Genomic DNA, 25,461 nt, shown 5'->3' with positions numbered 1-25,461 from the left:
TCGGACGAGCACTGGCTGGCGTAGCAACTGATCACGAAGGCGACCCTGCGGGGTCGCCTTCGTTTTTTCCGGACAATGCAGGGGCAGAGGGAGCGGCAGGAATGGAGATGGATGCAAGCGGCTGGATTGTCACTGCAGTGGCGATTCTCCTGACCGGCATTTCGAAGTCGGGGCTCGGCGGTGCGCTGGGCGGACTGGCCGTGCCCTTCATGTCGATGTGGATCTCGCCGCGTGACGCCGTGGCGGTCGTGCTGCCGATCCTGATTGCGATGGACCTGGTCGGGATTCGTGCCTGGCGTGGCAAGGCGGATGTTGGCGACCTCAAACTGCTGATCCCTTCTGCGCTGGTCGGTATTGCGCTCGCTACGCTGGCGTTCGGGGCGATGTCGGATGCGGTGGTGAAAGTGGTGCTGGGCGTGATCTCGATCGCGTTTGCGCTTGATCGGCTGCTGCGCAGGGCAGGCCATGCGGTGTCGGCGACATCGCATGCAGGACGCTGGTTCGGCTGGCTCTGCGGCGCTGGGGCAGGATTTACCAGCACGCTCGCGCATGCCGGTGGTCCACCGTTGATGGCCTATCTGTTGAGCCGTCGACTGCCGAAGCAGACTTACGTGGCAACCTCGGTGTTCTTCTTCGCGGCGATCAATCTCGCCAAGCTACCCTTCTATATCGGGCTGGACCTGTTTTCGCGGGATACCCTGGTGATGTCGGCCACGCTGCTGCCGCTTGTGCCTCTGGGCGTATGGCTAGGCATGCGCCTGCTGGCGAAGATCCCCGAGCGCCCGTTCTACTTTTTTGCCATCGCGGCCTTGGGGCTGTCGGGGGTAAAGCTGTTGTGGGACGGTCTGCTCGGCTGAGCCGCCCGTCCCGTACGCAGGCTCAGAGGCCCAGCACTTCGACCGTGTAGCGGGCAATCATGCCTTCTTCGTTGGTAGGCACCACGGCGACGGCCACCTTGCTCGACGGGCTGTCGATCCGGCTCGCATGTGCGGTGTTGGCCTCGGGGTCGATGTCGACGCCGATCCAGCCCGACAGCTTTGCCACCTTTTCACGCACCTGGGCTGCGTGTTCACCAATGCCGCCGGTGAAGACCAGCGCATCTAGTCCGCCAGCAGCGGCCGCGAGCGAACCAAGCTCACGCGCGATCCGGTAGCAGTAAAGATCCACAGCTTCACTCGCTTCCGGCGCGGTGGACGCGAGCAGGGTGCGCATGTCCTGACTGATGCCGGATACGCCGAGCAGCCCCGATTCCTTGTACAGAAGATTGGTCAGCTCCTTGGAGCTCATCCCTTTCTGATCCATCAGGTAGAGCAGCACGCCGGGGTCGAGGCTGCCGGTACGGGTGCCCATCATCAGCCCCTCGACCGCGGTGAAGCCCATCGTTGACGCGACGCTGCGTCCGTCGCGCAGCGCGCACATCGACGAGCCGTTACCCAGGTGGGCAATGACGACGGCGCCCGAGGCCTTGTCGCCGATCACCGATGGCAGCTGGCGTGCAACGTAGTCGTAGGAAAGACCGTGAAAACCGTAGCGCTTGACGCCCTCGGCGCTGATCTTGCGCGGCAGCGCATAAGCCTGGGCGACGGCCGGCTGGGTGCGATGAAAAGCCGTGTCGAAGCAGCCAACCTGCGGGATGTCGGGTGCCATGGCCGAAATCGCCTGCACCGCATTCAGGTTGTGGGGCTGGTGCAGTGGCGCAAGCGGTACGAACTTCTTGAGCTTGAGCATGATGTGGCCGTACAGGCGCACAGGTTCACTGAACAGGTCGCCGCCATGCACGATGCGGTGGCCTGCGGCGGCAATCTCAAGCGCGGGGTTGTGTGCTGCCAGCCAGTCGAGCAAATGGGTGAGCGCGTCGCGGTGCTGCTCGCGCTGGCTCGAAGAGGTGGTCGGGACCGCCTCCTCGAAGCGCTCGCCTGCGGCGCTTTTCGCATTGAATTGCGGCGTGGTGCCGATGCCGTCGATCTGGCCCGACAGGGCAGGGTGTTCGGCCAGCTCGGGTTCGATGGCAAACAGTGCAAACTTCAGGCTGCTCGAGCCTGCATTGAGAACAAGTACCGCTTTCATAGCATGGCCTCGCGCTTGCGGTGGGCCATCAGCTGCGCAATTGCGCACGATGCGGCCCGTGTTTCTGCCGTGTCGGCACGACTGGTGAGCACGATGGGCACGCGTGCGCCGAGCACAACGCCGGCCATCAGCGCATCGGCCAGGTACTCAAGCTGCTTCGCTACCATGTTGCCCGATTCGAGATCGGGCACGACGAGGATGTCTGCGTTGCCGGCAACTGCCGAGCGGATGCCCTTGGTCTTGGCTGCAACCAGCGACACTGCGTTGTCGAATGCGAGCGGGCCGTCGAGCAGGCCGCCGGTGATCTGGCGACGGTCCGCCATCTTGCACAGTGCGGCAGCGTCGATGGTCGAACGCATCTTGGGGTTAACCGTTTCCACTGCGGCCAGGATGGCAACCTTGGGTTCGGGCAGGCCGAGCATGTGGCCGAGGTCGATCGCGTTCTGGATGATGTGAACCTTGTCCTCGAGCGTCGGTTCGATGTTGATGGCCGCGTCGGTGATCATCAGCGGATGCGGATAGGTCGGCACGTCCGCGAGGAACACATGGCTGATGCGGCGCGCGGTGCGCAGGCCGTTGGTCCTCGATACGACTGCGGCCATCAGCTCGTCGGTGTGCAGCGAGCCCTTCATCAGGGCCTCGATGCCGCCGTCCCGACACAGGGCGACAGCAGTTTCAGCCGATGCATGGCTGTGCGGTACGTCAACGATACGGAAACCCTTGAGGTCCAGCCCTTCTTCCTCGGCAACGGCGCGGATCTTCGCCTCTGGGCCAATCAGAATGGGGTCGACCAGGCCTGCCTGTGCGGCCTGAATGGGGCCGCGCAGCGATTCTGCGTCGCACGGATGCGCAACCGCGATCGGAATCGGCGACATCCCCGCAGTAACCGACAACAGGTGACGGTAACGCAGCTCGCGATCGGAAATCGTGACTTCGGGCAGTACGACCCGCGCGCGCGAGATCTTCTCTGTTGGTGCGGCGACTTCGGCTGCGCCGTCGATGACCTTGAGTCCGTCCTGATTAACGGCGAGGCAGTCGAAGATGATGTGATGATTGTGTTCGAACTTCTCACGGCAGGTCACCGAAATGGTGAGCGTGTCACCAATGGTGATGGGGCGCCAGAAGTTGAGCCCCTGCGACACATACACGGTGCCGGGGCCGGGGAATTCGGTGCCGAGCACGGTGGAGATCAGTGTGCTGCCCCACATGCTGTGGCCCACGACCTCGCGGAACTGACTTGAGCGCGCGAACTCCGGGTCAACGTGCGTCGGATTGACGTCGCCCGACATGGCGGCGAACAGGTGGATGTCCTCCGGGCGGAGCGTCCGTACCAGCTGTGCAAAGTCACCGACCTGTATCTCGTCGAAGATGCGGTTCTGGATGAGCGATTGAGCTGCGTGTTCCATATCTGACCCTTTTTGCGTGCATTGCAACAAGCCCATTCTACTTTCAGTATTATTACGGAGGTTGGAATCCGATGGGTTTTAGTGCACTGCAGCACGAACTTCGTATCACTTCGACAACAGGGCACGCGTCACAGGGCGGGGGCATGCCACATGCTAAAATCCGCGTCGATAAATCTCACGGGATGCTCCATGGAAGTCGTGATTCTCGCTGCGGGTCAGGGCAAGCGCATGCGTTCGGTTCTGCCCAAGGTGCTGCAGCCGATTGCAGGCAAGCCGATGCTGGCCCATGTGCTGGGTGCAGCCCGTGAACTTGATGCGAAACGGATTTGCGTGGTGTACGGACACGGTGGCGAAGTCGTCCGCGAGCGCCTCGATGCCCCGGATCTGTCCTGGGCGCTGCAGTCCCCGCAACTGGGCACCGGGCATGCAGTGCAACAGGCCTTGCCGCATCTGACGGACGGCTCGCTTGCGCTCGTGCTGTATGGCGATGTGCCGCTGATCGGCGTGCCGACGCTCCGTCGTTTGGCGCAGGCGGCGGGAAAGAGCCGACTCGCGCTGCTTACCGTCGAACTCGAACAGCCCACCGGATACGGCCGCATCCTGCGCGATGGCGCGGGTCGAGTGCAGCGCATCGTCGAAGAGAAGGACGCCTCTGATGCCGAACGTCAGGTGCGGGAAGTCAACACCGGCATTCTCGTCGCTCCGGTTGCCCGCCTGCGTGACTGGCTGGGGCGTATCGGCAACGACAATGCCCAGGGCGAGTATTACCTGACCGACATCATCGGCATGGCCGTGGCCGAGGATGTCGAAGTGGTCACGGTGCAACCTGACGCCGTGTCCGAGACCCTTGGCGTCAACAGCAAGTCCCAGCTCGCGCAGCTCGAGCGCCTGCATCAGGCTGCGATTGCAGGGCGTCTGCTCGACGAGGGCGTGACCCTGATCGATCCCGCCCGCATCGATGTGCGTGGCGAACTGATCTGCGGGCGCGACGTCGAGATCGATATCAACTGCGTGTTCGAAGGGCGTGTCGAACTCGGCGATGGCGTGGTCATCGGTGCCAACTGCGTGGTGCGCGACAGCCGTATCGGTGCAGGCACCCGCGTCGCACCGTTTTCGCATCTCGACAGCACCACCATGGGCGAAGCCTGCGTCATCGGCCCCTATGCGCGCACCCGTCCGGGCACGGTGCTTGGTCAGGATGTGCACGTCGGCAACTTCGTCGAGATCAAGAACAGCGTGGTCGCCGATCACTCCAAGGCCAATCATCTGGCCTACGTGGGTGATGCGGATGTCGGTCAGCGCGTGAATATCGGCGCCGGCACCATTACCTGCAATTACGATGGTGCGTTCAAGCACCGCACCGTCATCGAGGATGACGTTTTCATCGGCTCGGACACCCAGCTTGTGGCACCGGTCAGAGTCGGGCGTGGTGCCACGCTGGGTGCGGGCACCACCCTCACCAAGGATGCGCCGCCCGAGCAGCTCACCGTTTCGCGTACCAAACAGCTCAGCATCAGCAGCTGGAAGAAACCGGTCAAAACCAAGTAACCCTCGTCTGCAGCCGGTCTGCAGCGTCCGGATCAAAGGATCAGCGTCATGTGCGGTATCGTCACAGCAATCGCCACCAACAACGTCGTGCCCGTGCTCCTCGAGGGCCTGCGCAAGCTCGAATATCGTGGCTATGATTCCGCCGGGCTGGCGGTGTTGTCCGGCGAGCTGACCCGCCTGCGCTCGGCTGGTCGCGTTGCAGAGCTTGCGGCGCTCGCGGATCAGGCCGGACTGTCGGCCAACATCGGCATTGCCCACACACGCTGGGCAACCCACGGCGTGCCCTCAGAGCGCAACGCCCATCCGCACATCTCGGCGGGGCTGGCAGTGGTGCATAACGGCATCATCGAGAACTTCGAGTCGATCAAGCTCAGCCTGCAGGCGCGTGGCTATGTGTTCGAGTCCGAGACCGACACCGAAGCCATCGCCCACCTCATTCACAGCAAGCTCGCGACTACGCCCGATCTCTTCGATGCGGTGCGTCTGGCAACCAACGAACTGATCGGAGCCTACGCCATCGGCGTGCTGTCCGAGGCCGACCCCTTCCGCGCCATCGTCGCGCGCCGTGGTTCGCCACTGCTGCTCGGTATTGGCGAGGACGGCATGTATGCCGCATCCGATACCGCTGCGCTGCTGCAGGTCACGCGCAAGGTGGTGTATCTCGAAGACGGCGATCTGGCCGAACTGCGTCGCGACAGCTACCGCGTCATGCTGCCCGACGGCTCACCGGTCGAGCGCGAGGTACATATCTCCAGTCTGTCGGCCGATGCGGTCGAGCTGGGTCAGTTCCGCCATTACATGCAGAAGGAAATCTTCGAGCAGCCGCAGGCACTGGGCAATACGCTGGAGATGATTGCCGGTGGCGGCTCGATCTCGCCGCTGCATTTCGGCGCGCGCGCCCCTGAGGTTTTCGACGGTGTGCGTCGCGTACTCGTACTCGCCTGCGGTACCAGCTACCACGCCGGTCTGGTCGCGCGCTACTGGCTGGAGTCGGTCGCAGGCATCCCGTGCACGGTCGAGATCGCCAGCGAATACCGCTACCGCAAGTCAGTGCCCGAAACCGATACCCTGGTGGTGGTAATTTCCCAGTCAGGCGAAACCGCCGATACCCTGGCTGCGCTCAAGCATGCCAGTGCGCTGGGCATGACCCGCACCCTCGCGGTGTGCAACGTGCCCGAATCGGCCATCGTGCGCGAAGCCGCCCTGCGCTTCATCACCCGCGCAGGCCCTGAAATCGGTGTTGCGTCGACCAAGGCCTTCACCACCCAGCTTGCCGCGCTGGCCCTGCTCACCCTGTCGCTGGCCAAGATCAATGGTCGTCTCTCCGAGACCGACGAGGCCGACTACCTCAGCGCCTTGCGTCACCTGCCGGTCGCCATCCAGAAAGTGCTTGAGCTTGAACCGCAGATCGAAGCCTGGGCGCAGCGCTTCGCCAGCAAGGAGCACGCACTCTTCCTCGGTCGCGGCCGCCATTGGCCGATTGCGATGGAAGGTGCGCTCAAGCTCAAGGAAATCTCCTACATCCACGCCGAAGCCTATGCCGCCGGCGAACTCAAGCACGGCCCGCTCGCGCTGGTGGACAAGGACATGCCGGTCATCGCAGTTGCCCCGGCCGACGAACTGCTCGAAAAGCTCAAGTCCAACCTGCAGGAAGTCCGCGCCCGAGGCGGAGAACTCTATGTGTTCGCCGATGCCGGCAGCGAGATCCCCGAGTCCGAAGGCGTGCACATCCTGCACATGCCGGAGCACTACGGCATGCTGTCGCCGGTGCTGCACGTGATCGCACTGCAGTTGCTGTCCTATCACGCTGCGCTGGTGAAGGGCACGGACGTAGATAAGCCACGGAACCTGGCGAAGAGCGTCACGGTGGAGTGATCTGGCCGCGATCGGCGCGAGCTTGTTCCTTGCCAATAAAGTCGAAAACGTGGCAATAAAGTTGAAAGCGCCCCGGCATCTCGTCGGGGCGTTTTCGTTTACCTGGATTTACAGTTACCTGCCCCCGATCTGCGCATGGATCGCCGTTCGGGGGCGTCCTTCGGCTTTGGGCGACATCGGTGACTGGCTGGTGATCGGCCTGACCCGCCGTTGGTCCGGTGCGCGCAATCAGGCGGCAATGCGCCGGTTACCTGTCGCTCACCTGCGAGGTGACGACGAACGACAGCTTCTCCATTCTGTGAGCGGGGACTGACGACCCAGGCTGTGTAAAAACTCCGTTCTGCTGCGTTCACCGCAGCGGCCATGTGAAGCACAGTTATCCAAATTGATTCAGAAATCAGCGTCACTGCATTTAACAGGATGATGCAAAAACCGGCGATTCCGCGTCAGCATTGAGGTTCAGGTCGAATTTCATCGTGACATCGTTTTCCGAAATAGCTTTCTCGCCACTTTCGAATAGCCTTCGTGGCCGCAACGGCGGCCGCGAAGGCTATTTTGTGCGCCTGCACTCATGCCTTTACCTCCGTAACGCTCAATTTCGCGATTCGGAGCAGGTTGTATGCAGCGCCGGAAATAAAGGCCGCCATCTGGGTCTTCGCCTGGCCGATGAAGCGGGTTTTTCTCAACCCGCCGACCGTTTTCAACCAGCCGAATATTTCCTCAACGCGCTTTCGCTTTCGCTGGCTGACCCGGTAGCCCTCGGTCCGGGTGGTTCGCCCATCCAGTCCAGGTGTCTTCCGACCCTTGATGCGTGCAATGTGCGGACGGATCTGATGCTCGCGCAGATGCTCGACGAACGCCTTCACGTGATAGCCCTTGTCCGCACCCAGTGTCTCGGGGTGAATGTGCCTGCGTCGCGCTCGCGTGAGCAACTGCCGGGCCGCACGGTGCTCGGCCTGAATCGATTCGGTGATGAGGATATCGACGCACAACCCGTTGCGATTTTCCATGAGCACATGTCCGCCGTAGCTGAGTTTGGCCGGCTGGCCGTTGCCCTTTCTCATGAGGCGGGACTCGGGGTCCGTTGTGCTTTGATGCGTGGCGTTCGAGCGCTTCTCGCCCTTGAAGTCGACCATCCCCGTGCCATCATCACCGTCATTGGGCGGGGTCCCGTCCTTGCGTTTGAAGCTCTTGAACGAGGCCCAGGCGTCGATCAGCGTGCCGTCTACCGTGAAATGGTCCGAGGACAGCAGATTCTGCTTCCGGGCCAGATTGACGACCTCGTCGAAGAAGCGTCGGGCTACGTCAGTGGCGACCAGGCGCTCACGCAGACGGCTGAAATTCGATTGGTCCAGCGTCGGACTCTCGAGATCCATGTCGAGGAACCAGCGGAACAGGATGTTGTAGTCGAGTTGTTCGCAGAACTGCCGGTCGGAGCGAACCGAATACAGCGCGATCAGCAATTGCGCCTTGAGCAGACGCTCTGGCGGAATCGACGGACGGCCGACCGACGAGTAAAGCGCATCCAATTCTGCGCAAATCAAACCAAGGGCTCGATCCGCCAAACGCTTCACCCGTCGCAGCGGATGATCGGCAGGCACACGCGATTCCGGCGAGAAATAATGGAACATCGAGGACTGGGGGTCGAGTTGGCCGCGCATCGTTGCAGTACAAGGAGTTTGGAGATGGTTCTATGACAAGCAGCTTGATGGATCGTTCACTGACTTTTGCATCACCCTGTTAAAAGAAAGAAATAGAGCCTGCATCAGGCCCGAATTGCTTTCATTACTGCTTCATTTCCGAGGATTTTCATCACTCGCTTCAGGTTATATGCGAGCACATGCAAGCTCATCTCGGTACGCACTCGATCCAGCGTTCGGGTGAGAAAGTGCGTAGCGCCCATCCAGGCTTTGAGCGTACCAAATGGGTGCTCGACCGTTTTTCGACGTATAGCCATCGCGTCTGGCGTCCGATCCAGTCGCCTCTGCATCGACTCGAGAACTTCTTCATGCTGCCAGCGTGTGACCCGCCGCTCGCTGCCGGTCGTGCACTGAGATTTCAAAGCGCACTGCTTGCAGTGGGAACTCCAGTAGCGATGGACGGTTAGTTCACTCTCGGTAGTCTGGTAACGCCAAATCAGGCGCTCTCCGGCAGGACAGCGATACTCATCCGTATCGCGATCGTAGATGAAGTCGTCTTTGCCGAATCGACCCTCGGCCTTTGAGTTGGAAGTCATTGGCTTGGGAACGAACGCGGTAATGTCGGCCTTCTCACAGGCAAGAATCTCCTCGCCCCGGAAGTAACCACGATCCGCAACGACGCTCAACTCTGACACCCTCATCGCCTTCTTGGCCTGGATCGCCATGTTGGCAAGTTGGGTGCGGTCGTGGCCTACATTGGTTACCTCGTGCGCGACGATCAGGTGGTGCTTGGTGTCGACGGCAGTCTGGACGTTGCAGCCTACCGTGCCGGTACCGCGGCCACTGGTTGCCATGGACCGGGCGTCGGGATCAGTCAGTGATATCTGCTTGTCCGGTGTTTCCTTCAAGCGGGTCTCGATTTCCCCGAGCTTCGCCATCTGCTCTTTGAGCACGGCGATTTTATCCCGCAGGCGAGTCGTCTTCGCCTCGGCAATGTCCGGTTCCTGGCGGTCGGCCGTTTCGATCGCGGCCAAGTAGCGCTCGATGCTTGCCTCGATCTGTTCGCGACGCCGCTCAATTTTGTTAGCGGTGAAGTTTCGGTCCCGGTTGTTGACCGCCTTGAACTTGCTGCCGTCGATTGCCACCATGGCTTCCGAAAACAGCTCGAGCTTTCGGCAAATCGTGATGAACTGACGGCAGACGTTGCGGATCGCCGGGCCGTTCTCCTTGCGAAAGTTCGCGATGGTCTTGAAGTCCGGCGCCAGTCGGCTGGTCAGCCAGATCAATTCAAGGTTACGGCCTGCCTCGCGTTCTAACCGTCGGCTGGACTGGATCCGATTGAGGTAGCCGTAGATATAGATCTTGAGAAGGACTGCCGGATGGTAGGCAGGACGACCATTCGATGCGCGATCAACGGCCTCGAATCCGAGCTTGCGCAAATCGAGCTGCTCAACGAAAGCATCAACGACGCGCACCGGGTTGTCTTCTGTGACGTAGTCATCCAGATGTTCAGGGAGCAACACGGCTTGATTTCGGTTTTCGCTTTGAACGAAACGCTTCATGTCAGCCCCCTTTATCTATTCATACATCATATCATAAAGGGGGTTTTGACACAGTCTGGACCCCTAACGGCCGTTGGTTTGATGCGCTCAATCGGGCAGTAATCCGCCGCTTACCTGCCGTTCAGCCTTGAGAGGTCGCGAACGGCAGCTTTCCTTTCTGGCGAATGCGTACTCCGTGCCCATATGAAAATAGCTTTGCATAAGGGCACAAACCGGCTCCTCGCAGACCACTGTCGTAGCTTATGATTAAGCCGAATTCAATCGATAGAGGAACACTTAATGCTAGAAGCACGGGTGACGACTCGTCAAATGGCCGTGGGTCAAGGCGGCCTTATGACTTCGGAGATCGTTGTACGCGATGCCCCAAGACCACCCTACGCCTTCAAGATAGCGTTTGACTGTGGATCGGTGAATAGAGAACACCTTCGGCAAGGCATCGATGCGCTGGAAGACAGAGCGGTAGACATACTGTTCATCTCTCATCTCGACGCTGATCATGTGAATGGAATAGATCTCTTGCTTAGTAAAGTTGATGTCGACACGGTCGTTCTACCTTGCCTAGATCCGCTCAACATGACGGCAATAGTGTGCGAGGAACTCAATCGCGGCGGCATTCCCGGCGGTCTGAAAAACTTCTTGCGCAACCCGGCTACCTGGTTCGCCGATAGAGGCGTCAAACGTGTGCTATTCCTGAGTCGGGATACGCCGGGAGATGACTCTGCTCCTCCCTTCGGCCCAGATTCGCCGAGTCCACTCCAGGTGGGTGAGCCTCTTGCCCCCAATCAGCGGCAAGAGCCTCGCCGCCTCAAGTGTTTAGTTCACTCTTCCGCAAGTAGTCCGGTGCATCTTCCCACGACAAAGATATCGGCAAGCGTGCTGCCATCCTCAAGTGCGTTCGAGGTAGATCTCTCTATAGGCTCTGCTTCACAGTTGACTTGGCTCTTTGTGCCGTATGTTCATCCGTTTCCCGAGGACCGAGTAAAAGCGTTTCTGAAGGCGGTCCGAACGACGTTGAGTGTGCCGGATACCGAAGCGATTGCCACTCCTGCATTCGCGAGACGGTTGTTCGCCGCGCTAACTGATGTGGCAAAGCGCGAAAATCTCAAGAGGTGCTACGCCCTCCTTTCCTCGAACAATAACAAGCCTTCCTTATCGCTCTACAGCGGCCCCTTCCCCGGTCGGGGCGATGTGTGGGAAATACAGACGTTGGGGTCAGGGTACTACCACGCGCACTGGCCTCTGCACGTGAGGTGGCACTATATCCCCTCTGCACTCGTATCGGAACCACTTTTCTATCCAGAACGAGCAGGTTGGATCAGTACTGGCGACGCGGATCTCAAGAGTCGCAACACCCGCTCGGCGTGGCTACGGCGCTATAGCCAGTTATTAAAGGAGACCGGAACTTTTCTCCTGCCTCACCATGGAAGCAACTCAAGCGTTCACAGTGAGGTACTCGAAGAGGCCTCGCATGCGATGACTATTTCCTGTGCTGCAACGGGCCGTAGCCACCATCCACACCCCGTGCTTGTTTCAAAGATTAAAGGACTCGGCATCGGCATGTGGCAAGTGTCTGAGGATGCTGCAAGCGAATTTGTCGTAACAGTTGCAGCGAGTTTTTAGGATCAACCTCGCCAGATAGCCGCCATTGATCACTTCCCAAACGATCAGACGAAGTGGGGCGAGGAATCGGCGCGGCGGGGCTCTGAGAGGGCAAAAGGCTAGTAGCAGTCTTCGTCTTCCTCATAGTGTGGTTTACTAACCTACGTCGCCTACGGCAAGTCAAAAAAATTGAAACAGGCCGGCCTTATGCTGCCGACGCTTCTTCCGCCGCAGTGGCCCCAGTTCCAACATGAGCGAAATCCTCAAGTTCCACGTAATCATTCCCCATCATCATCTTGTAGTGAGCCTCGTGCTCAGACAACTTAAAGATCAGGTGGAAGACCTTCAAATAGGTCTGGACCGCTCCATGATCCATGCTCACGTAGATATCGTCTTGGGCATAGTGCGAACCGTCATTCACCCATGACAGAAGGCTGTTGCAGATCGATTGCTCCTTGCCCGGCAGTCTTGCGCATATGTCTCTCGGCTCAATCCCACCAAAAAACTTGAAGTAGTTTTCAAGGATTCTGCGCATGATGTTCTGAATGGTCAGCAGCGAAGGATTCGGGTTTTTGACCTCTGACCAAAGCAGCTCATAAGAAGTCTGGATCGGATTCCCATCGTGCTTCTCCAGTTTCGATTGCTTAGCCGGCTTGCGCACAACCCAAAATGTTTCGTCTTTGAGAGCCTTGTCCGTTCGGGAGTTGTTGAACGAGACTTCCTTATGGAAATACACGTTGTGCGTCAAAACGAAGACTTGCTTAATCAGGCTCGTTCCGCTGCGCGCTTCATCGAAGACATTTTTAATGAGGCTTCCGACGATGAACAGAATCTCGCTATCCAGACTTGATACTGGATCATCGAACACCACAACCCGATCCGTGGTGATCCCGCTTTCCGTGTCACTGCCTTTGAGCAGATGGTAAAAATACAGGAAGGTCACGAAGGTCTTTTCCCCCTCGCTCAGCGTCTCCTTTGCATCCGACTTGTCTTCCCTAACAAGCTGGTATGAGGTTCCGTTATCCGCTATCGCAAGCGAGAAGCCATGAAACCCGAATGAAGCAAGCAGGGAATTGATCGCGTCAATCGTCGGCTTCACGCTTGTGGTTTGTTTTTCCAGCTCCCGAATGGCCACTTCGCGTGCGCGAACCTCTTGGCCGAAATTTTGAACCCTTTCTTCAAGCGACTTTATGGCCCCTTCCAGCCCACCCTTCGTGTCCTTGTAATGGGCATATGCCGCGCTCAAATCCCTATTAATCATGTACTTCCAGACATCGGAAACGAGTTTTGCCTTTTCCTTTCCGATGTTCTTCACCAAGGCGTTGTGGTCGGCCACCTTTTTGTTGGCCTCCGCTATCAGTCCCGCAATCGAGGCGGCGATGTTGCCAACGGATTCAAGCTCAAAAATCTGGCTGGGCTCTTTGCTCTTTCTGACTAGTTGCTGGGTATTCAGACTTAGCTTCGCTTCCAGAAAATCTCGTTCGCTCTGGAACTTGGCAACGTCCAGGAACTTGGAGGGCGAAGCCGAAATCTGCCCCAACTCCTGCAGAACGCGGGTTGCTTCTGTTTTGTAGTTGTCGAGCAACGCCCCTATCGCCTTGCTGTCCCGCTCGAACGACTCGTTGAAATACTCGTTGAGGCTCTTTTCAAACGCCTCGTCAGTCGCCTGCTGACAAAACGGGCACACCCGATCATTTACGTCGTAGAAGGTTCTGCCCTCCCTCACCCAATCGCTATTACCCAGTTTCTTGATCATCTCGGCGATATCGACATCTTCCTTGCCGATCACTCGCTTTTTAATGATCGGATCGCTTTCGTAGCCAAGCAAAATGGATAAGCTGACATCAGAAACAACACTCGCCTCGCTGAGGGCCTGCCCGAAAATCGTTTCAGCCCGTTTATGCAGCTCATCTAACGGCACGGTTTGGGATGTGTTGGAGGCAGCTTCACGTAGCGCCCTAGCCTTAAACTCTTTCTTGCTGTTTCGGACCCCATCAAACGCGTGGGAAAGCTTTTCCTTATGCTTGCCGTAGGCTTCCCAGCACTGATCGAGAAATCTGTCTTCAAGCGCCGCCAAATCGCCTCGTTTTCCGGACTTTCCATCATCTCCTTCAAGAACCATTTTGTCGGCAGCGATCTTGTCTTTGTAGCGGTCAGCTTCCCGCTTCTTCTCCTTCATCTCTTCTTGGGCCTTGACCTGCTTTTCGCCGAGGGTGAATACCCCTTTGAGCTCCGCTGACCGGCTGAAATTATGCTCAACAAAATCCCGGTTATAGACCAAAGCCTGTAGAGGCTGACCGTTCTTCCAGGCAACTCCGCAAGCGGCATAGCCTGTGTCGTCGGCAATCACCCTGCTGATCGTGGTCTTGCCTGTGCCGTTAGTGCCAAAGATGAAATTTACGCGTCTGAGCGGCCCCAGAATTTCGGGTTGATCACCGTAGGTCGCCGTCTTCGATAGGGAAATGGTCTCGATCATCCCGCTGTCCCGTATAGGTCTGGTATTTGACATCGAAAGATGCCGAGGACATTGAGAATAAATCTACCCGTACAGGAATGACAAGCCCTGTGATTGAAGTTCTGGCCATTATAGAAAGTGCCGCTCTCTAGCTTCCAATGCGTAGCGGCAGGAAACCGGCGGATTGCAGCCCGATTCAGCGCGCTAGGCCAGCGACCGCTTTGGCCGATCACCAGCCAGTCACCGATGTCCCCCACAGCCGAAGCCCCCCGAAAAGCGATCCATGCGCAGACCGGGGGGCAGACACCTGTAAATTCAGGCAAACGAAAACGCCCCGACGAGATGCCGGGGCGTTTTCAACTCTATTGCCACGTTTTCGACTTGATTGGCAAGGAACAGTCCGGTTTTCTGATTGTTGAACGAGAAGGTCCAGTCTGAAGCGGAAATTGCCGGACTCTTCATGGATCAATCGACTTTGAGCCCTTTGATTCCGCTTCCTTAGGCTGAGATTGATCATGCAAGGCCTTTTTGATGTCGGTGACCAAGGCTGTTGCACAGTCCTCGGTCAGTCCGCCTGCAAGAATGCTGGCTGCGCTCATGCCGTCTTCGCGGATCATTACCGTATAGCCGCGTTTTGATTGACGTCGGCCCATATGGCGCCCGGCCATTGAGGCAATCGGTACGCCGTTGGGTCCTGGCATGAGAGGGTCGGGATCCACGACCAGTCCTTCATGTGCGACGTACACGTCCGTCACGGCTTTCATTTCGATGCTGACGTCACCGCTCTGAACCCCCTGTGGGGAGACCGAGATCCTTGCGGGTTTTCTGTCGCGTGCCCCAGGCAGCACGAAGGTGCAACCCACACCGATGAACACGAGCGCGACGATGAAAAGCCCCGCAAATCCGCCGGATGATCTTGTGCCTACCAAGAGTGCGTTGAGCAGCAGGAAGACTCCAATGGCGAACAGCGGCAGCGCAGGCATGCGCGCTGCGCGTGCGGGCTGCACATCGAAAAGATAGCCGCCCGTTGCCGGATCGTCGTGGCGTGTGAAGCTGGATGTTGGCGGATTGCGCCATGTGCGCAACACGTTCAGGCCGTGCCACTTCCACAGCGGTATGCTCACCACCGCGCCGACCAGCGCGATCCGAAGCAGCATGCCCATGTTGAGGCTCGGCGATACGAAGAAGAGCGCCACAACAAGCGTGTTGAGCAAGAGAAAGGCGATGCCGAGCCAGATCAGGGCGCGCAGCCACATCGGTCGGTTCCTGCCCAAGGCGTTACTGACAGCTTCGTTCTCTTGCATCACGCCTCCCAAGGGCTCTGACGTTTGACATGAGAGGCTGCGCCCGGCTTTTCGGGCGACACCCTCTCGAGCGGCCTGCTGGACGCCACCGCGACGGCCTTGCCGTATCTCCAGGCTCGATTTCCAACAGTTGCTAACGGAAGCCGTCGGCTGGCAGCTTCATTGGAATAAAGACGATTTTTAGCAATTCGTCCAGCATCTTTGGATAAAGGGACAGGAGCGAACTCTGAGCACTCGGGCGATGCTTCGCCTTCACCGAAGTTTGCCTTCGAGCGCCGGGATCAAGGGGGGCTGTCGTCCGTCAGGTGATTATCGCGGCCTGCCAAGCAGGGAGCAGCGCGAGCATTTGACGGTTCTTGCGAACGTCAGCAATTCGTCACGGCACTGTTTGTCAGACTGGCTGGCCAGGTCACGCGGTGACTTCAGCCTTCCAACAGGGGGCCGACTGTTGTGCAGTTCACTAACGCCATCTATAACCGAAGGCATAATTGGAGTCCCTTCCTTGTCGCGGCAGTTTTTGTGCTGGAATGCAGGCTCCTGGCATGAGTTGCCCACGCAGAGAAAAGTGCAATGCCCCTGATTACCCGTAACCGCTTCCTGGCCGAGTGGCTTCTGCTTCTGAGCGGGCTGTTCATCGTTGCTGCGGTCATCGGGCTGACGCTCTACCGTGACCACACGGCCATCGGCGTCCTCGAGCGCGACCGGCTCGCCACCCAGGCGCGCGTCATCGACAAGAACCTCGGTCGCGCCTTGCTCGTGGTCGACCGCGCCTTGATCGGTATCCGCGATGATCTGCCCGGCTGGCAGCAGGAGAGGGACGGCATGGCCCGCGCCAGCCACCGGTTGCGGGCCTTCGCCGATGCCATGCGCAGTGTGCGCACCTTGCTGGTCTTCGATCCCGAGGGCAATGTCGTCGCGGCGAACCGGCCGGCGCTGCTCGGCATGAACTTCGCTCACCGGCCCTACTTTCAAAGGGCGCAGGCCGACGCCAATCCCGACGTGCTCTACGTCTCGCCGCCCTTCGAGACTGCGCTCGGGGTCTGGGCGATGAACGTGGTGCGCGTGATCATGACCGCTGACGGAAAGTTTGCGGGCATCGTCTCTGCCACGCTCGATCCGGACGAGATTCGCTCACAGCTGAGCGCTGTCCTTTACGGGACGGACATGTGGGCGGCCATCGCCCACGGCGACGGTCTGCAGGTCATCATGGAGCCGGACCGGCCCGGTCAGTCCGGCAAGAATCTGGCTCAGCCCGGTTCCTTCTTCTCGCGCCACATGGCGAGCGCGCATCCGGCAGAGGTGCTCGAGGGCGTGGTCGCGGCGACAGGCGAGCTGCGCATGATGGCGCTGCACACCATCCTGCCGGAGGATGTGCCGATGGACCAACCTCTGGTGGTCGCGGTCGGGCGCGACATGGGCGTGCTCTATGGTGCCTGGCGGGGCCAGGCCTGGATGGGGGGCGGCTTGTTCGTCCTGCTTGCGGGCTTGAGCGTGCCCGGGTTGGCAATCGACCAGCGCCGCCGCCGCCGCGTCGAGGCGGAAAGGGAGCAGGCCGCCGCTGCCTTGGCGCGCAGCGAGCATTTCATGCGTTCGCTGATCGACATCATTCCTGGCATGGTCGGCTACTGGGATGCCGACCTGCGCTGCGGTTTTGCCAACATCGCCTATCGCGAATGGTTCGGCAAAACGCCGGAGCAGATGCGGGGCATCCACATTCAGGAGCTCATGCACAAAGCCCTGTTCGAGAAGAACGAGCCCTTCATACGGGCGGCGCTGGCTGGCGAGTGCCAGCACTTCGAACGCACCCTGACCAAGGCTGATGGCAGCACCGGCTACACCTGGGCCCACTACATTCCCGACGTGGTCGAGGACCAGGTGCGCGGATTCTTCGTGCTCGTCAACGACATCACGGAGCTCAAGCAGGCACAGCTGCAACTGGAGGCCACCAACGCTGCCCTCGAGAAACGCAGCGTCGAATCCGAGGCCGCCAGCCGGGCCAAGAGTGCCTTCGTTGCCAACATGAGCCACGAGATCCGTACGCCAATGAACGCGGTGCTTGGCCTGCTGGAACTCCTGCAGCACACCAGGCTGGACGGGCATCAGCTCGACTACGTGCGCAAGGCTGAAGGCGCGGCGCGCTCCCTGCTCGCCATCCTCAACGACATCCTCGATTTCTCCAAGGTCGAGGCGGGCAGGATGCAGCTGGACGACACCCCTTTCCGCCTCGACGAACTGCTGCGCAACCTCTCGGTGATGCTCTCCGCTGCGCTGCAGGACAAACCGGTGGAGGTACTGTTCGATATCGCTCCCGAGTTGCCTCGCGCGCTGCGTGGCGACCCGCTGCGCCTGCAGCAGGTGCTGCTCAACCTGGCCGGCAACGCGGTGAAGTTCACCGAGCGGGGCGAGGTCATTGTCAGCCTGCGTCCGGTCGAAACGCGGGCCGAGTCTGCCCGCATCGAGTTTGCGGTCCGCGACACCGGCATTGGCATTGCGGCTGAGCGTCTGCAGGCGGTATTCGAGGGTTTTACTCAGGCGGAAGGCTCGACCACGCGCCACTACGGCGGCACCGGCCTCGGCCTGGCCATCAGCCAGCGCCTGGTGGGCCTGATGGGCGGCGAACTGCAGGTGGAAAGCACGCCCGGGGCCGGAAGCCGTTTCCATTTCACCCTCGACCTCCTTCGCGACGAGGCGACCGAGCAACTCGTCCAGCGCGAGCTCGACCCCGGGCGCCTGCCCAAGCCCCCGCATGTGCTGATCGTGGATGACAACGCCACGGCCCGCCAGGTCCTGGCCAATGCGACGCAGTCCTTTGGCTGGTCTACCGAAACCGCCGCCAGCGGCGAGGAGGCTGTCGAGCGCGCAGACGCGGCCATCGCCGCCGGGCGGCCGTTCGACATCATCTGCCTGGACTGGCTCATGCCCGGTCTGAACGGCTGGGATACGGCCGAACGCATCCGCGCAATGGAGCACGGCCCGCGCGAGCCTGTCCTGCTGATGGTGACCGCCAAGGGCCGCGAAATGCTCGAGGAGCGCATTGCCGGCGTCGACGACAACCCCCTCGACGGTTTTCTGGTCAAGCCGGTCACGCCATCCATGCTGTTCGACGCCATTGCCGTCGCCACCGGCGGCGAATCGGTCACGACGGAACACCAGGGCGGCGCACACCTCCTTGGCCGGCCGCTTGCCGGGCTGCGGCTCTTGCTGGTCGAAGACAATCCCTTGAACCAGCAGGTCGCGCGGGAACTGCTGGTTCATGCCGGCGCCTGGGTGACGGTGGCGGACGACGGCCAGGCCGCGCTGACACTGGCGCAACGGGCCGAGGCGCTCTTCGATGCCGTGCTGATGGATATCCAGATGCCGGGAATGGACGGCTATGAGGCCACGCGCCGCCTGCGCGCGGGTGGTTTCAAGGTGCCGATCATCGCCATGACAGCCAACGTGCTGGCGGCCGACCGCGACGCCTGTCTTGCCGCCGGCATGAACGACCACGTCGGCAAACCCATCGATTCGCGGGAACTGGTAGCCACCCTGTTGCGGCAATGTGGCCGGGCAGAGGTTGTGGCCCCGGTGGTTCAGCCAGCCGGGCCGCTTCCGGAAAGCCCCGAAGGCTTCGACCTGGGGCCTGCGCTGGCAAGACTGAATGGCGATCGCAGGTTTTTTGCGCAACTGGCGCGCGATTTTGTTGCCGATCAGGGCGATAGTGCCGACCGCATCGATCAGGCCTGGAGCCAGGGCGACTTCACGACGGCGACACGCGAACTGCATACGCTCAAGGGGCAGGCGGCGATGCTGGGCGCCCAGCCGCTGGCGAACCTGGCTGCGGAGACCGAGTCTGCCGTCAGGTCGGGCGAGGACGCAGCCCACCATGCCGAAAACCTCACCCGGTTGCGCACGCTGATCGACACGAGCGCCGCGTCCCTGCTGACCCTTGCCGAGGCGTTCGATCCGCCGCAGGCTTCCGTTGAGCCTCAACCGGCCGAGCCGGGTCGCGTGGCCGAATTGTTCGACGAACTGGTGCCCCTGCTGGCAGAGCACAACCTGCGTGCGCTCGATGTTTTCGCGGCGTTGAAACAGGCAGCAGGCGGGCACGGCGAACGCTTCGCCGAACTGGATCACGCCGTGCAGCGACTCGATTTTGCCGCTGCGCGGACCCTGGTGGCGAGCTTGCGCCAGGAGGGTGCGATATGAGCTGGCGGCCAGGTCCGCTGGTCGTGGAGGGTCCGGCGGACTGCGTCCCGGCCTTCGGCCCGCTTTTCTGCGCCGACCTCGACGTCTTCAGCGCAACCGGGGGTGAAAAGCTGAGGGCATGTCTCTGTGGAACCGGACCCTTGGCGCAGAGTCCCCTTGTATTGATAGAGGGCGTGACCGAGGCAGCCGGGCGCGGCTCGCCGGATCACGCCGATACGTTCCGAATCACGGTAGTGAGAGAGCGCTCATGACAGGTTCCGCACACGCACACGCCGGGGAAGGGCTGCTGGCCGATCCACGAGATCGGCCCCGTTTGCTGCTGGTCGATGACCTGGCTGCCAACATCCAGGTGCTTTACCGGATTTTTGCGGAGGACCATGAGGTCTTCATGGCCACGAGCGGTGAACAGGCGCTGGCCTTGTGCGACAGAGACCAGCTGCCCGACCTGATCCTGCTCGACGTGGAGATGCCGGGCCTCGATGGACTGGAAGTCTGCCGCCGCCTCAAGGCCAATCCTGCCACGCGCGACATCCCGATCATCTTCGTCACGGCTCAGACGGACGCGCTGGACGAAACACGGGCCCTGGAGGCCGGCGGGGTCGATTTCATCAGCAAGCCGGTCAACCCGGCCGTGGTGCGCGCCAGGGTCAAGACCCATCTCACCATGAAGGCGCAGTCTGACCTGCTCAAGGCGATTGTCTTCATCGATGGTCTGACAGGCATCGCCAACCGCCGCCGCTTCGATGAGGCTATTCAGACAGAATGGCGCAGTTGCCGGCGCGGCGGGCTGCCGCTCACGCTGTTCATGATCGACATCGACCATTTCAAGCAATACAACGATCGCTACGGCCATCAGGAAGGCGATGCCTGTCTCAGGAGGGTCGCGACCGCCGTCAGGCTGCAACTCGGCCGACCACACGATCTCGCCGCCCGCTATGGCGGTGAGGAGTTCGTCTGCCTGCTTCCCGAGTGCGATCTGGAGGCGGGACGCGTGAAAGCCGAGGAAGTGTGCGCGGCGGTCGAGGCGCTCGCGATTCCCCATGCTGGTTCGGCGACCGCAGCGGTGGTCACGGTCAGCGTTGGGGTGGCAAGCGCCTTCCCTCAGGACGGCAGTGGAGCTGAAATCCTGGTGGCAGCGGCCGACGCAGCTCTCTACCAGGCCAAGAGTTCGGGCCGAAACCGGGTCTGTTTCAAGCCTGCCGCATAGCTGCGGGCATTCTGGTTAGCCGGTTTGTTTGGCACTGGCACACGATGCCCGACGCCGATATGAACCTGCCGGCCCTCGAGGCCTGGACGCCTGTAGCGCACCTGCTACGCGTCGACTGATCCGATTGGCCGCATCAAGCTTTGCCGGCGAGCGCCGACGGCGTCTGACAGCCCACGATTGCGGGTGCTTCATGAATGAGTTCGTCGTTCTCGAGCGCTGCCACCATGAACAGGGCGAAGTCCACGCGGCGTGTGAGATTGCTTTCGAGGATGGCGTCGCCAACGTGCCGGCTCCAGACCGGCAGGCCCTGGCTGTCCCCTTCCTCAAGGTCGCTTGCGCGGACGACGGTCCACTTCGTCGTGCTGGCGAAGATTCGTCGGCACGCCTCAACCTGATCGTCCAGCTCCACCAGGCGGAAGAGGCGTGCGATGGGGCCGGCAATGGCCACCAGGGCTTTCAGTTTCCACGAGTAGCGGTCCTTGCCGTCGCGGCTGATATGCCAGCCGCAGGAGAACACGAGCCGTGCATCCGTGGATGAATAGTCCATCACGGCCTGGGCCGTGCCCGATGAATACTGCTGGACACCCCAGGGGACCAGTACGGTTAGCACGCCATCACAGCCTGCGACCGCTTTCCTGATGACTTCGCGGTCGTTTGTGGCGCCCGGGACGATGGTGATGCGACCCTTGAACCGGTCGAGCTTGCCGACGCTGCGCTCACGGCAGACGCCGACGACCTCATGGCCGCGGTCGAGTGCATGCTGGACCATGTACTGGCCGAGTTTCCCGGATGCGCCTACAACGCAGACCTTCATGATGTTCCCTCCTGTTCGTCACGCCTCTCGTGCAGGTGGGCTGCCCGTGGCGAAATTACGCGCCCTTGCGGGCGCGTGTCCGGTGCCTCAGCGCAGCGGAATGGCAATCGGCCGCAGAGGTGCGGCGTCCGAGCCCCGAAGCTTGAGTGAGCCGCCGATGAAGGCAAACTCATACACGCGGTCGCGTGCCAGTTCCTCCAGATAGGCCAATTCTATGATCGGCGTGCCGGTCTGGGCCAGCAGATAGGTGTGAAGTGGCACGTAGTTGCCCTCGATTTCCGAGGGGAAGCTCTCGAAGCTCAGGTTGTCGGCACCGACCACCATGGCACCGCTTTCTTCCACCAGGAAGCGTGCAGCCTCCATTCCCATCCCCGGAGGATTCGCCATGTAGGCCTCGGCATCGTCGTAATGACGCATCCGGCCCGTGCGGATCAGTACGACGTCGCCGGGTTCGAGCCTGGTTTGCTGATGTGAGAGCGCAGCGCGCAGGTCCTCACGCGTGACGCGATAGCCGTCCGGCAGCATGTCCACGCTCTTGGACGCCGCCACGTCGATCAGGACGCCGCGGGCGATGATGGGCGGGATCTTCTCTGCGCCCGCTACCGTCCATCCGCGGTCGCCGAGGTGAGTCCTCGCGTCGAAACCATTCCAGATCCGGCCGTCGAGGCCGAAATGACCAAGGGCGTCGATGTGGGTGCCCATGTGCGTGTACATCGAGATGGCCGCGCCGGTGTAGCTCACATGTTCGTTCATGGCCTGGCCCAGACCGAGCGGGTCGGCGACAACGTTGCCATGGGGCGTGTGGGTCATCCAGATGCGGTAGTGCGGGTCACCGGCGGCCTGCCAGCTGGGCATGCCGATGTGGTACTCGACGGACAGGTCGTAGCTCTTGCCGCCTGCCAGTCGCGCCAGCACTGCGGCCTGCGAGTCTGCGGTCATCAGGTTGAGGCGGCCGATTTCGTCCTGCGGGCCCCACGGGCTGATGCCCACCTCCTGTGCCGCGTGCGTTGCGGGTGAGCCCGTTGCAAGCGCGAGTCCGAGCAACATCGCACTCAGGGTGGTTTTCATTTGCGTGTTCATCGCAGATCTCCGTTGTGTTCAAGGTGTCTCAACGATAGAGATCTTCATGGAATTGATAATCTGGGCTGATGGAATAAGATTGTTCTCAACGCTTGAGTAATGGGGGCGCTATGGACGCACTCAGTGATGTGGCCGTGTTTGTTCAGGTCGTCAGTCGCGGCAGTTTCACAGCCGCAGCCGAGACGCTGGGACTCTCGAAATCGGTGGTGAGCAAGTATGTGACCCGTCTTGAGGACAGGCTGGGCGCGCGCCTGCTGAACCGCACGACGAGGCGGCTGAGTCTGACCGAGGTGGGGCGGGCGTTCTTCGAGCGCAGCCAGCGGGGTTTGCTGGAGATCGAGGAGGCCGAGGCAGAGGTTTCGCGCATGCAGGGCGAGCCGCGTGGTGAGTTGCGCCTGAGCAGCCCGATGTCCTTCGGCATCCTGCACCTTGCGCCCCTGCTGCCGGCGCTCCAGGCGCGCTACCCGGAACTGACGGTGGATATGGTGCTGGACGACCGCAAGGTCGACCTCGTGGATGAGGGTTTCGATCTGGCGATCCGGATCGGAGAGCTGCCCGATTCATCGCTGGTGGCGCGCCGACTGGGCCCGTGCCGGCATGTGGTGTGCGGGGCGCCGGCATATTTCGCGCGCAATGGCGTTCCCCTGTCGCTCGAGGATCTGTCGCAACATGCGGCCATCACCTACCGTTACACGAATGCGCCGGACGAGTGGCACTTTCTTGCCGCGGATGGCGGCCATCGTCAGGTGACCGTCACCAGCCGCATCAAGATGAACAGCAGCCTGGCCTTGCGCGAGGCCTTGCTCAATGGTGCCGGCGTGACCCTGACGCCCACCTTCGTGGTCGGCGCCGATATCCGGGCAGGGCGGCTCAGGGCGGTGCTGCAAGGCTACCGGACGATGGAAGTGTCGATCTATGCCGTCTATCCGCAGCGCAAGCACCTGTCGCCAAAGATCCGTGCCTTTGTCGATTTCCTCGCCGAGTACATCAAGGACCCGCCTTACTGGGATGCAGACTGATCAGTTGCGTCGGGCGTTGCCCGCTCTGCGCGCTCCAAGTTGCGCAACGATGGTGACGCCGATGCCCAGGGCGATGACGCCCGCACCGGCCCAGGTCGCCGGCGCGTAGCGTTCGCCGAGGAAGACCGTGGCCACGACAAGACCCACCGCCGCCGCAACGTAGCCGATCTGGCTCAGCAGCACCGGCCCGCCGAGTTGCTGCAGCCGGTAAGACACCGGAAAGGTGATGCCTGCGACCAGGATCTGCATCAGTGCAGCGCCGCCTGCGGGAAGGAGTTCGGCAATGGGCAGGGTCCCGTGTGTGAGCCATAGCAGCAACAGGAGCACGCCGCTGGAGAACGCCTGGCCCCAGAAGGCGAGGGTATTGGGCGACTCTCCGTGCGGCCAGTGCAGTGTTCGATAGACGTTGCCCGCTGCCAGTGCCATCGGAATCAGCAGGGGCGCAAGCAACCAGCCGAGTGCGGGCGCGTCTGCCGCCGCACCGCGGGTCAGGCTGACGATGGCGGCGCCTGCCAGCCCCAGTGCAATCCCGAGCAGCCCGGTGCGGCCCGGCGTTTCGAGCCGGCACAGGCCTGCGAGCAACACCGTGCACACTGGCGAGAGGGCGAACATGAGCCCGGTGTAGCCCGCACCCGCGTGCGGAATCGCGGAGAACAGCAACAGGTTGGGCGCGATGAACGAGATCAGCGCCGAGCATGCGGTGTAGCGCATTACCCGCAGCGAGGGCCATGCCAGTTCGCGGCGCGCGATCAGCACCGGCAACAGGGTCAGGCTGGCGCCGGTGGAGATCAGCAGCGCCCAGAGCATGGGCGAGACGCCCGCCGCAGCGCCGACCTTGCCAAGCGGGAAGTTCAGGCCGATCAGGGTGCCGGTCAGGAGCAGCAGCACCGACGGTTCATGAAGCAGGGAGGCGACGGAGGCAGGCGCCCCCGGTCTGATGGATGTGTTCATGATGGAAGACTCCAGCGAAGCGGGGCAGGGTGGGGGCGCCCCTCAGTCGAGCGCAGGGTCGGGAAATCGTCCGGCAAACGCGATCTGGGCGAGCGCCAGTCGCGTGCTGGGCACTTCGCGCTCGCGCAAACCGCCGGGCAAGCTCGCAGGCGACGCCTGGCGGCCGACTGCGATGGCGATCTCGATCTCAAAGTTGTCCGGGACCGCGAGCTTCGTGCGCACTTCGTCGCGCATGATTCCCGCCATTGCATGCGCCTGGTAGCCCAGCATCGTGGCCTGCAGTGCCAGCTGCGCCCACGCAGCGCCTGCGTCGAACGCATGGGTGCTCGAGGGCGTGGCAGGCCCGGCGTCGCGCGCCGGCATGAAGCGGTCCGACAGCAGGAAGATCAGCGCGGATGCATTGCGTGCCCAGCGCGCGTTGAAGGGGTCGAGCAGGCCGACAAAGTCGTCCCAGTGTGCGTCCTGGCGCATCGCATGGACGAAGCGCCAAGGCTGGATGTTGTATGCCGACGGCGCCCAGCGTGCCGCCTCGAGCATCGTCATCAGCTCAGAGCGGGGCATGGCCGACGCAGTGAAGGCGCGCGGCGACCAGCGTTCGATGAAGACCGGATCGACCGGATGGGCGGGTGTGCGATGCAGTTGCGCTGCATTCCTGGGGAGTGGTGCGTTCATGATGTCCTCCTGTCCTTGTCAGTACCTTGCGAAGGCACGGCGGAACGGGTGCTCCGTCGTACTGGAGGCAAGCG

General features: G+C 61.3%; 18 protein-coding genes. 8 read left to right on the top strand and 10 right to left on the bottom strand.

Going from position 1 to position 25,461, the window contains the following annotated elements; genetic code table 11:
- Positions 1-101 precede the first annotated feature (101 nt).
- Complete coding sequence (locus tag CEW87_RS03570; RefSeq protein ID WP_108971479.1) at positions 102-857, top strand: sulfite exporter TauE/SafE family protein; 756 nt, start codon at positions 102-104, stop codon at positions 855-857.
- A 22-nt stretch (positions 858-879) separates the two neighbouring features.
- On the opposite strand, the gene CEW87_RS03565 is transcribed toward CEW87_RS03570, so the two are convergent.
- Positions 880-2,067 (bottom strand): acetate/propionate family kinase, encoded by a 1,188-nt coding sequence (locus CEW87_RS03565; RefSeq protein ID WP_108971478.1) that lies wholly within the window; start codon positions 2,065-2,067, stop codon positions 880-882.
- Positions 2,064-3,473 (bottom strand): bifunctional enoyl-CoA hydratase/phosphate acetyltransferase, encoded by a 1,410-nt coding sequence (locus CEW87_RS03560; protein WP_108971477.1) that lies wholly within the window; start codon positions 3,471-3,473, stop codon positions 2,064-2,066. The genes CEW87_RS03565 and CEW87_RS03560 overlap by 4 nt, the downstream gene beginning before the upstream one ends.
- A gap of 189 nt (positions 3,474-3,662) precedes the next feature.
- Between CEW87_RS03560 and glmU the strand changes: the two genes are divergently transcribed.
- Genes glmU through CEW87_RS22300 form a run of 3 tightly spaced genes read left to right on the top strand, consistent with a single transcriptional unit; the run spans position 3,663 to position 7,209 of the window.
- Positions 3,663-5,021, top strand: coding sequence for a bifunctional UDP-N-acetylglucosamine diphosphorylase/glucosamine-1-phosphate N-acetyltransferase GlmU (gene glmU / locus CEW87_RS03555; protein ID WP_108971476.1), 1,359 nt, complete (start codon positions 3,663-3,665; stop codon positions 5,019-5,021).
- 48 nt (positions 5,022-5,069) lie between these two features.
- Positions 5,070-6,896, top strand: coding sequence for a glutamine--fructose-6-phosphate transaminase (isomerizing) (gene glmS / locus CEW87_RS03550; protein ID WP_108971475.1), 1,827 nt, complete (start codon positions 5,070-5,072; stop codon positions 6,894-6,896).
- Between the two features lie 22 nt (positions 6,897-6,918).
- Positions 6,919-7,209 carry a hypothetical protein gene (locus CEW87_RS22300; protein WP_159098073.1) on the top strand — a complete coding sequence of 97 codons (291 nt, stop codon included), beginning with the start codon at positions 6,919-6,921 and terminating at the stop codon, positions 7,207-7,209.
- A 256-nt stretch (positions 7,210-7,465) separates the two neighbouring features.
- On the opposite strand, the gene CEW87_RS03545 is transcribed toward CEW87_RS22300, so the two are convergent.
- Together CEW87_RS03545 and CEW87_RS03540 are read right to left on the bottom strand one after the other, a co-directional pair.
- Positions 7,466-8,557 (bottom strand): IS5 family transposase, encoded by a 1,092-nt coding sequence (locus tag CEW87_RS03545; RefSeq protein ID WP_108971474.1) that lies wholly within the window; start codon positions 8,555-8,557, stop codon positions 7,466-7,468.
- A 104-nt stretch (positions 8,558-8,661) separates the two neighbouring features.
- A complete protein-coding gene (locus tag CEW87_RS03540; protein WP_108971473.1) occupies positions 8,662-10,098 on the bottom strand; it encodes an IS1182 family transposase in 1,437 nt (478 codons plus the stop codon).
- A gap of 279 nt (positions 10,099-10,377) precedes the next feature.
- Between CEW87_RS03540 and CEW87_RS22295 the strand changes: the two genes are divergently transcribed.
- Positions 10,378-11,718: an MBL fold metallo-hydrolase gene (locus tag CEW87_RS22295; RefSeq protein WP_159098072.1), complete on the top strand. Its 1,341-nt coding sequence runs from the start codon at positions 10,378-10,380 to the stop codon at positions 11,716-11,718.
- Positions 11,719-11,902: 184 nt separating this feature from the next.
- Here CEW87_RS22295 and CEW87_RS03530 read toward each other — a convergent pair whose 3' ends face one another.
- Positions 11,903-14,173: an AAA family ATPase gene (locus tag CEW87_RS03530; RefSeq protein ID WP_108971471.1), complete on the bottom strand. Its 2,271-nt coding sequence runs from the start codon at positions 14,171-14,173 to the stop codon at positions 11,903-11,905.
- Positions 14,174-14,610: 437 nt separating this feature from the next.
- Complete coding sequence (locus CEW87_RS03525) at positions 14,611-15,408, bottom strand: hypothetical protein (RefSeq protein WP_199917110.1); 798 nt, start codon at positions 15,406-15,408, stop codon at positions 14,611-14,613.
- A 618-nt stretch (positions 15,409-16,026) separates the two neighbouring features.
- Here CEW87_RS03525 and CEW87_RS03520 point away from each other — a divergent pair.
- Positions 16,027-19,644 (top strand): response regulator, encoded by a 3,618-nt coding sequence (locus tag CEW87_RS03520; protein WP_108971470.1) that lies wholly within the window; start codon positions 16,027-16,029, stop codon positions 19,642-19,644.
- Between the two features lie 313 nt (positions 19,645-19,957).
- A complete protein-coding gene (locus tag CEW87_RS03510; protein WP_234421655.1) occupies positions 19,958-20,851 on the top strand; it encodes a diguanylate cyclase in 894 nt (297 codons plus the stop codon).
- A 133-nt stretch (positions 20,852-20,984) separates the two neighbouring features.
- Here CEW87_RS03510 and CEW87_RS03505 read toward each other — a convergent pair whose 3' ends face one another.
- The gene (locus CEW87_RS03505; RefSeq protein ID WP_108971467.1) at positions 20,985-21,665 is read right to left on the bottom strand and encodes an NAD(P)-dependent oxidoreductase; all 681 of its coding nucleotides are present in this window, start codon (positions 21,663-21,665) and stop codon (positions 20,985-20,987) included.
- A gap of 87 nt (positions 21,666-21,752) precedes the next feature.
- The gene (locus tag CEW87_RS03500; protein WP_108971466.1) at positions 21,753-22,745 is read right to left on the bottom strand and encodes a cyclase family protein; all 993 of its coding nucleotides are present in this window, start codon (positions 22,743-22,745) and stop codon (positions 21,753-21,755) included.
- A 110-nt stretch (positions 22,746-22,855) separates the two neighbouring features.
- Here CEW87_RS03500 and CEW87_RS03495 point away from each other — a divergent pair, with 110 nt between their 5' ends.
- On the top strand, positions 22,856-23,764 hold the full coding sequence (locus CEW87_RS03495; protein WP_108971465.1) for a LysR family transcriptional regulator: 909 nt from the start codon (positions 22,856-22,858) through the stop codon (positions 23,762-23,764).
- On the opposite strand, the gene CEW87_RS03490 is transcribed toward CEW87_RS03495, so the two are convergent.
- The gene (locus CEW87_RS03490; protein ID WP_108971464.1) at positions 23,765-24,715 is read right to left on the bottom strand and encodes a DMT family transporter; all 951 of its coding nucleotides are present in this window, start codon (positions 24,713-24,715) and stop codon (positions 23,765-23,767) included. It lies immediately after the preceding gene.
- Positions 24,716-24,757: 42 nt separating this feature from the next.
- On the bottom strand, positions 24,758-25,387 hold the full coding sequence (locus tag CEW87_RS03485; RefSeq protein WP_108971463.1) for a nitroreductase family protein: 630 nt from the start codon (positions 25,385-25,387) through the stop codon (positions 24,758-24,760).
- Positions 25,388-25,461: the final 74 nt, after the last annotated feature.

The sequence above is a fragment of the Parazoarcus communis genome, from assembly GCF_003111665.1.
Taxonomy (GTDB): Bacteria; Pseudomonadota; Gammaproteobacteria; order Burkholderiales; family Rhodocyclaceae; genus Parazoarcus; species Parazoarcus communis_B.
The sequence above is the reverse complement of the archived record's forward strand: the minus strand, read 5'-3'. Positions and strand labels throughout refer to the sequence as shown.

Excerpts from the sequence above, each read along its gene's own strand:
- CEW87_RS03570 (WP_108971479.1), top strand. The coding sequence starts at position 102 with ATGGAGATGGATGCAAGCGGCTGGATTGTCACTGCAGTGGCGATTCTC.
- CEW87_RS03565 (WP_108971478.1), bottom strand. The coding sequence starts at position 2,067 with ATGAAAGCGGTACTTGTTCTCAATGCAGGCTCGAGCAGCCTGAAGTTT.
- CEW87_RS03560 (WP_108971477.1), bottom strand. The coding sequence starts at position 3,473 with ATGGAACACGCAGCTCAATCGCTCATCCAGAACCGCATCTTCGACGAG.
- glmU (WP_108971476.1), top strand. The coding sequence starts at position 3,663 with ATGGAAGTCGTGATTCTCGCTGCGGGTCAGGGCAAGCGCATGCGTTCG.
- glmS (WP_108971475.1), top strand. The coding sequence starts at position 5,070 with ATGTGCGGTATCGTCACAGCAATCGCCACCAACAACGTCGTGCCCGTG.
- CEW87_RS03545 (WP_108971474.1), bottom strand. The coding sequence starts at position 8,557 with ATGCGCGGCCAACTCGACCCCCAGTCCTCGATGTTCCATTATTTCTCG.
- CEW87_RS03540 (WP_108971473.1), bottom strand. The coding sequence starts at position 10,098 with ATGAAGCGTTTCGTTCAAAGCGAAAACCGAAATCAAGCCGTGTTGCTC.
- CEW87_RS22295 (WP_159098072.1), top strand. The coding sequence starts at position 10,378 with ATGCTAGAAGCACGGGTGACGACTCGTCAAATGGCCGTGGGTCAAGGC.
- CEW87_RS03530 (WP_108971471.1), bottom strand. The coding sequence starts at position 14,173 with ATGATCGAGACCATTTCCCTATCGAAGACGGCGACCTACGGTGATCAA.
- CEW87_RS03525 (WP_199917110.1), bottom strand. The coding sequence starts at position 15,408 with ATGTGGCTGCGCGCCCTGATCTGGCTCGGCATCGCCTTTCTCTTGCTC.
- CEW87_RS03520 (WP_108971470.1), top strand. The coding sequence starts at position 16,027 with ATGCCCCTGATTACCCGTAACCGCTTCCTGGCCGAGTGGCTTCTGCTT.
- CEW87_RS03505 (WP_108971467.1), bottom strand. The coding sequence starts at position 21,665 with ATGAAGGTCTGCGTTGTAGGCGCATCCGGGAAACTCGGCCAGTACATG.
- CEW87_RS03500 (WP_108971466.1), bottom strand. The coding sequence starts at position 22,745 with ATGAACACGCAAATGAAAACCACCCTGAGTGCGATGTTGCTCGGACTC.
- CEW87_RS03495 (WP_108971465.1), top strand. The coding sequence starts at position 22,856 with ATGGACGCACTCAGTGATGTGGCCGTGTTTGTTCAGGTCGTCAGTCGC.
- CEW87_RS03490 (WP_108971464.1), bottom strand. The coding sequence starts at position 24,715 with ATGAACACATCCATCAGACCGGGGGCGCCTGCCTCCGTCGCCTCCCTG.
- CEW87_RS03485 (WP_108971463.1), bottom strand. The coding sequence starts at position 25,387 with ATGAACGCACCACTCCCCAGGAATGCAGCGCAACTGCATCGCACACCC.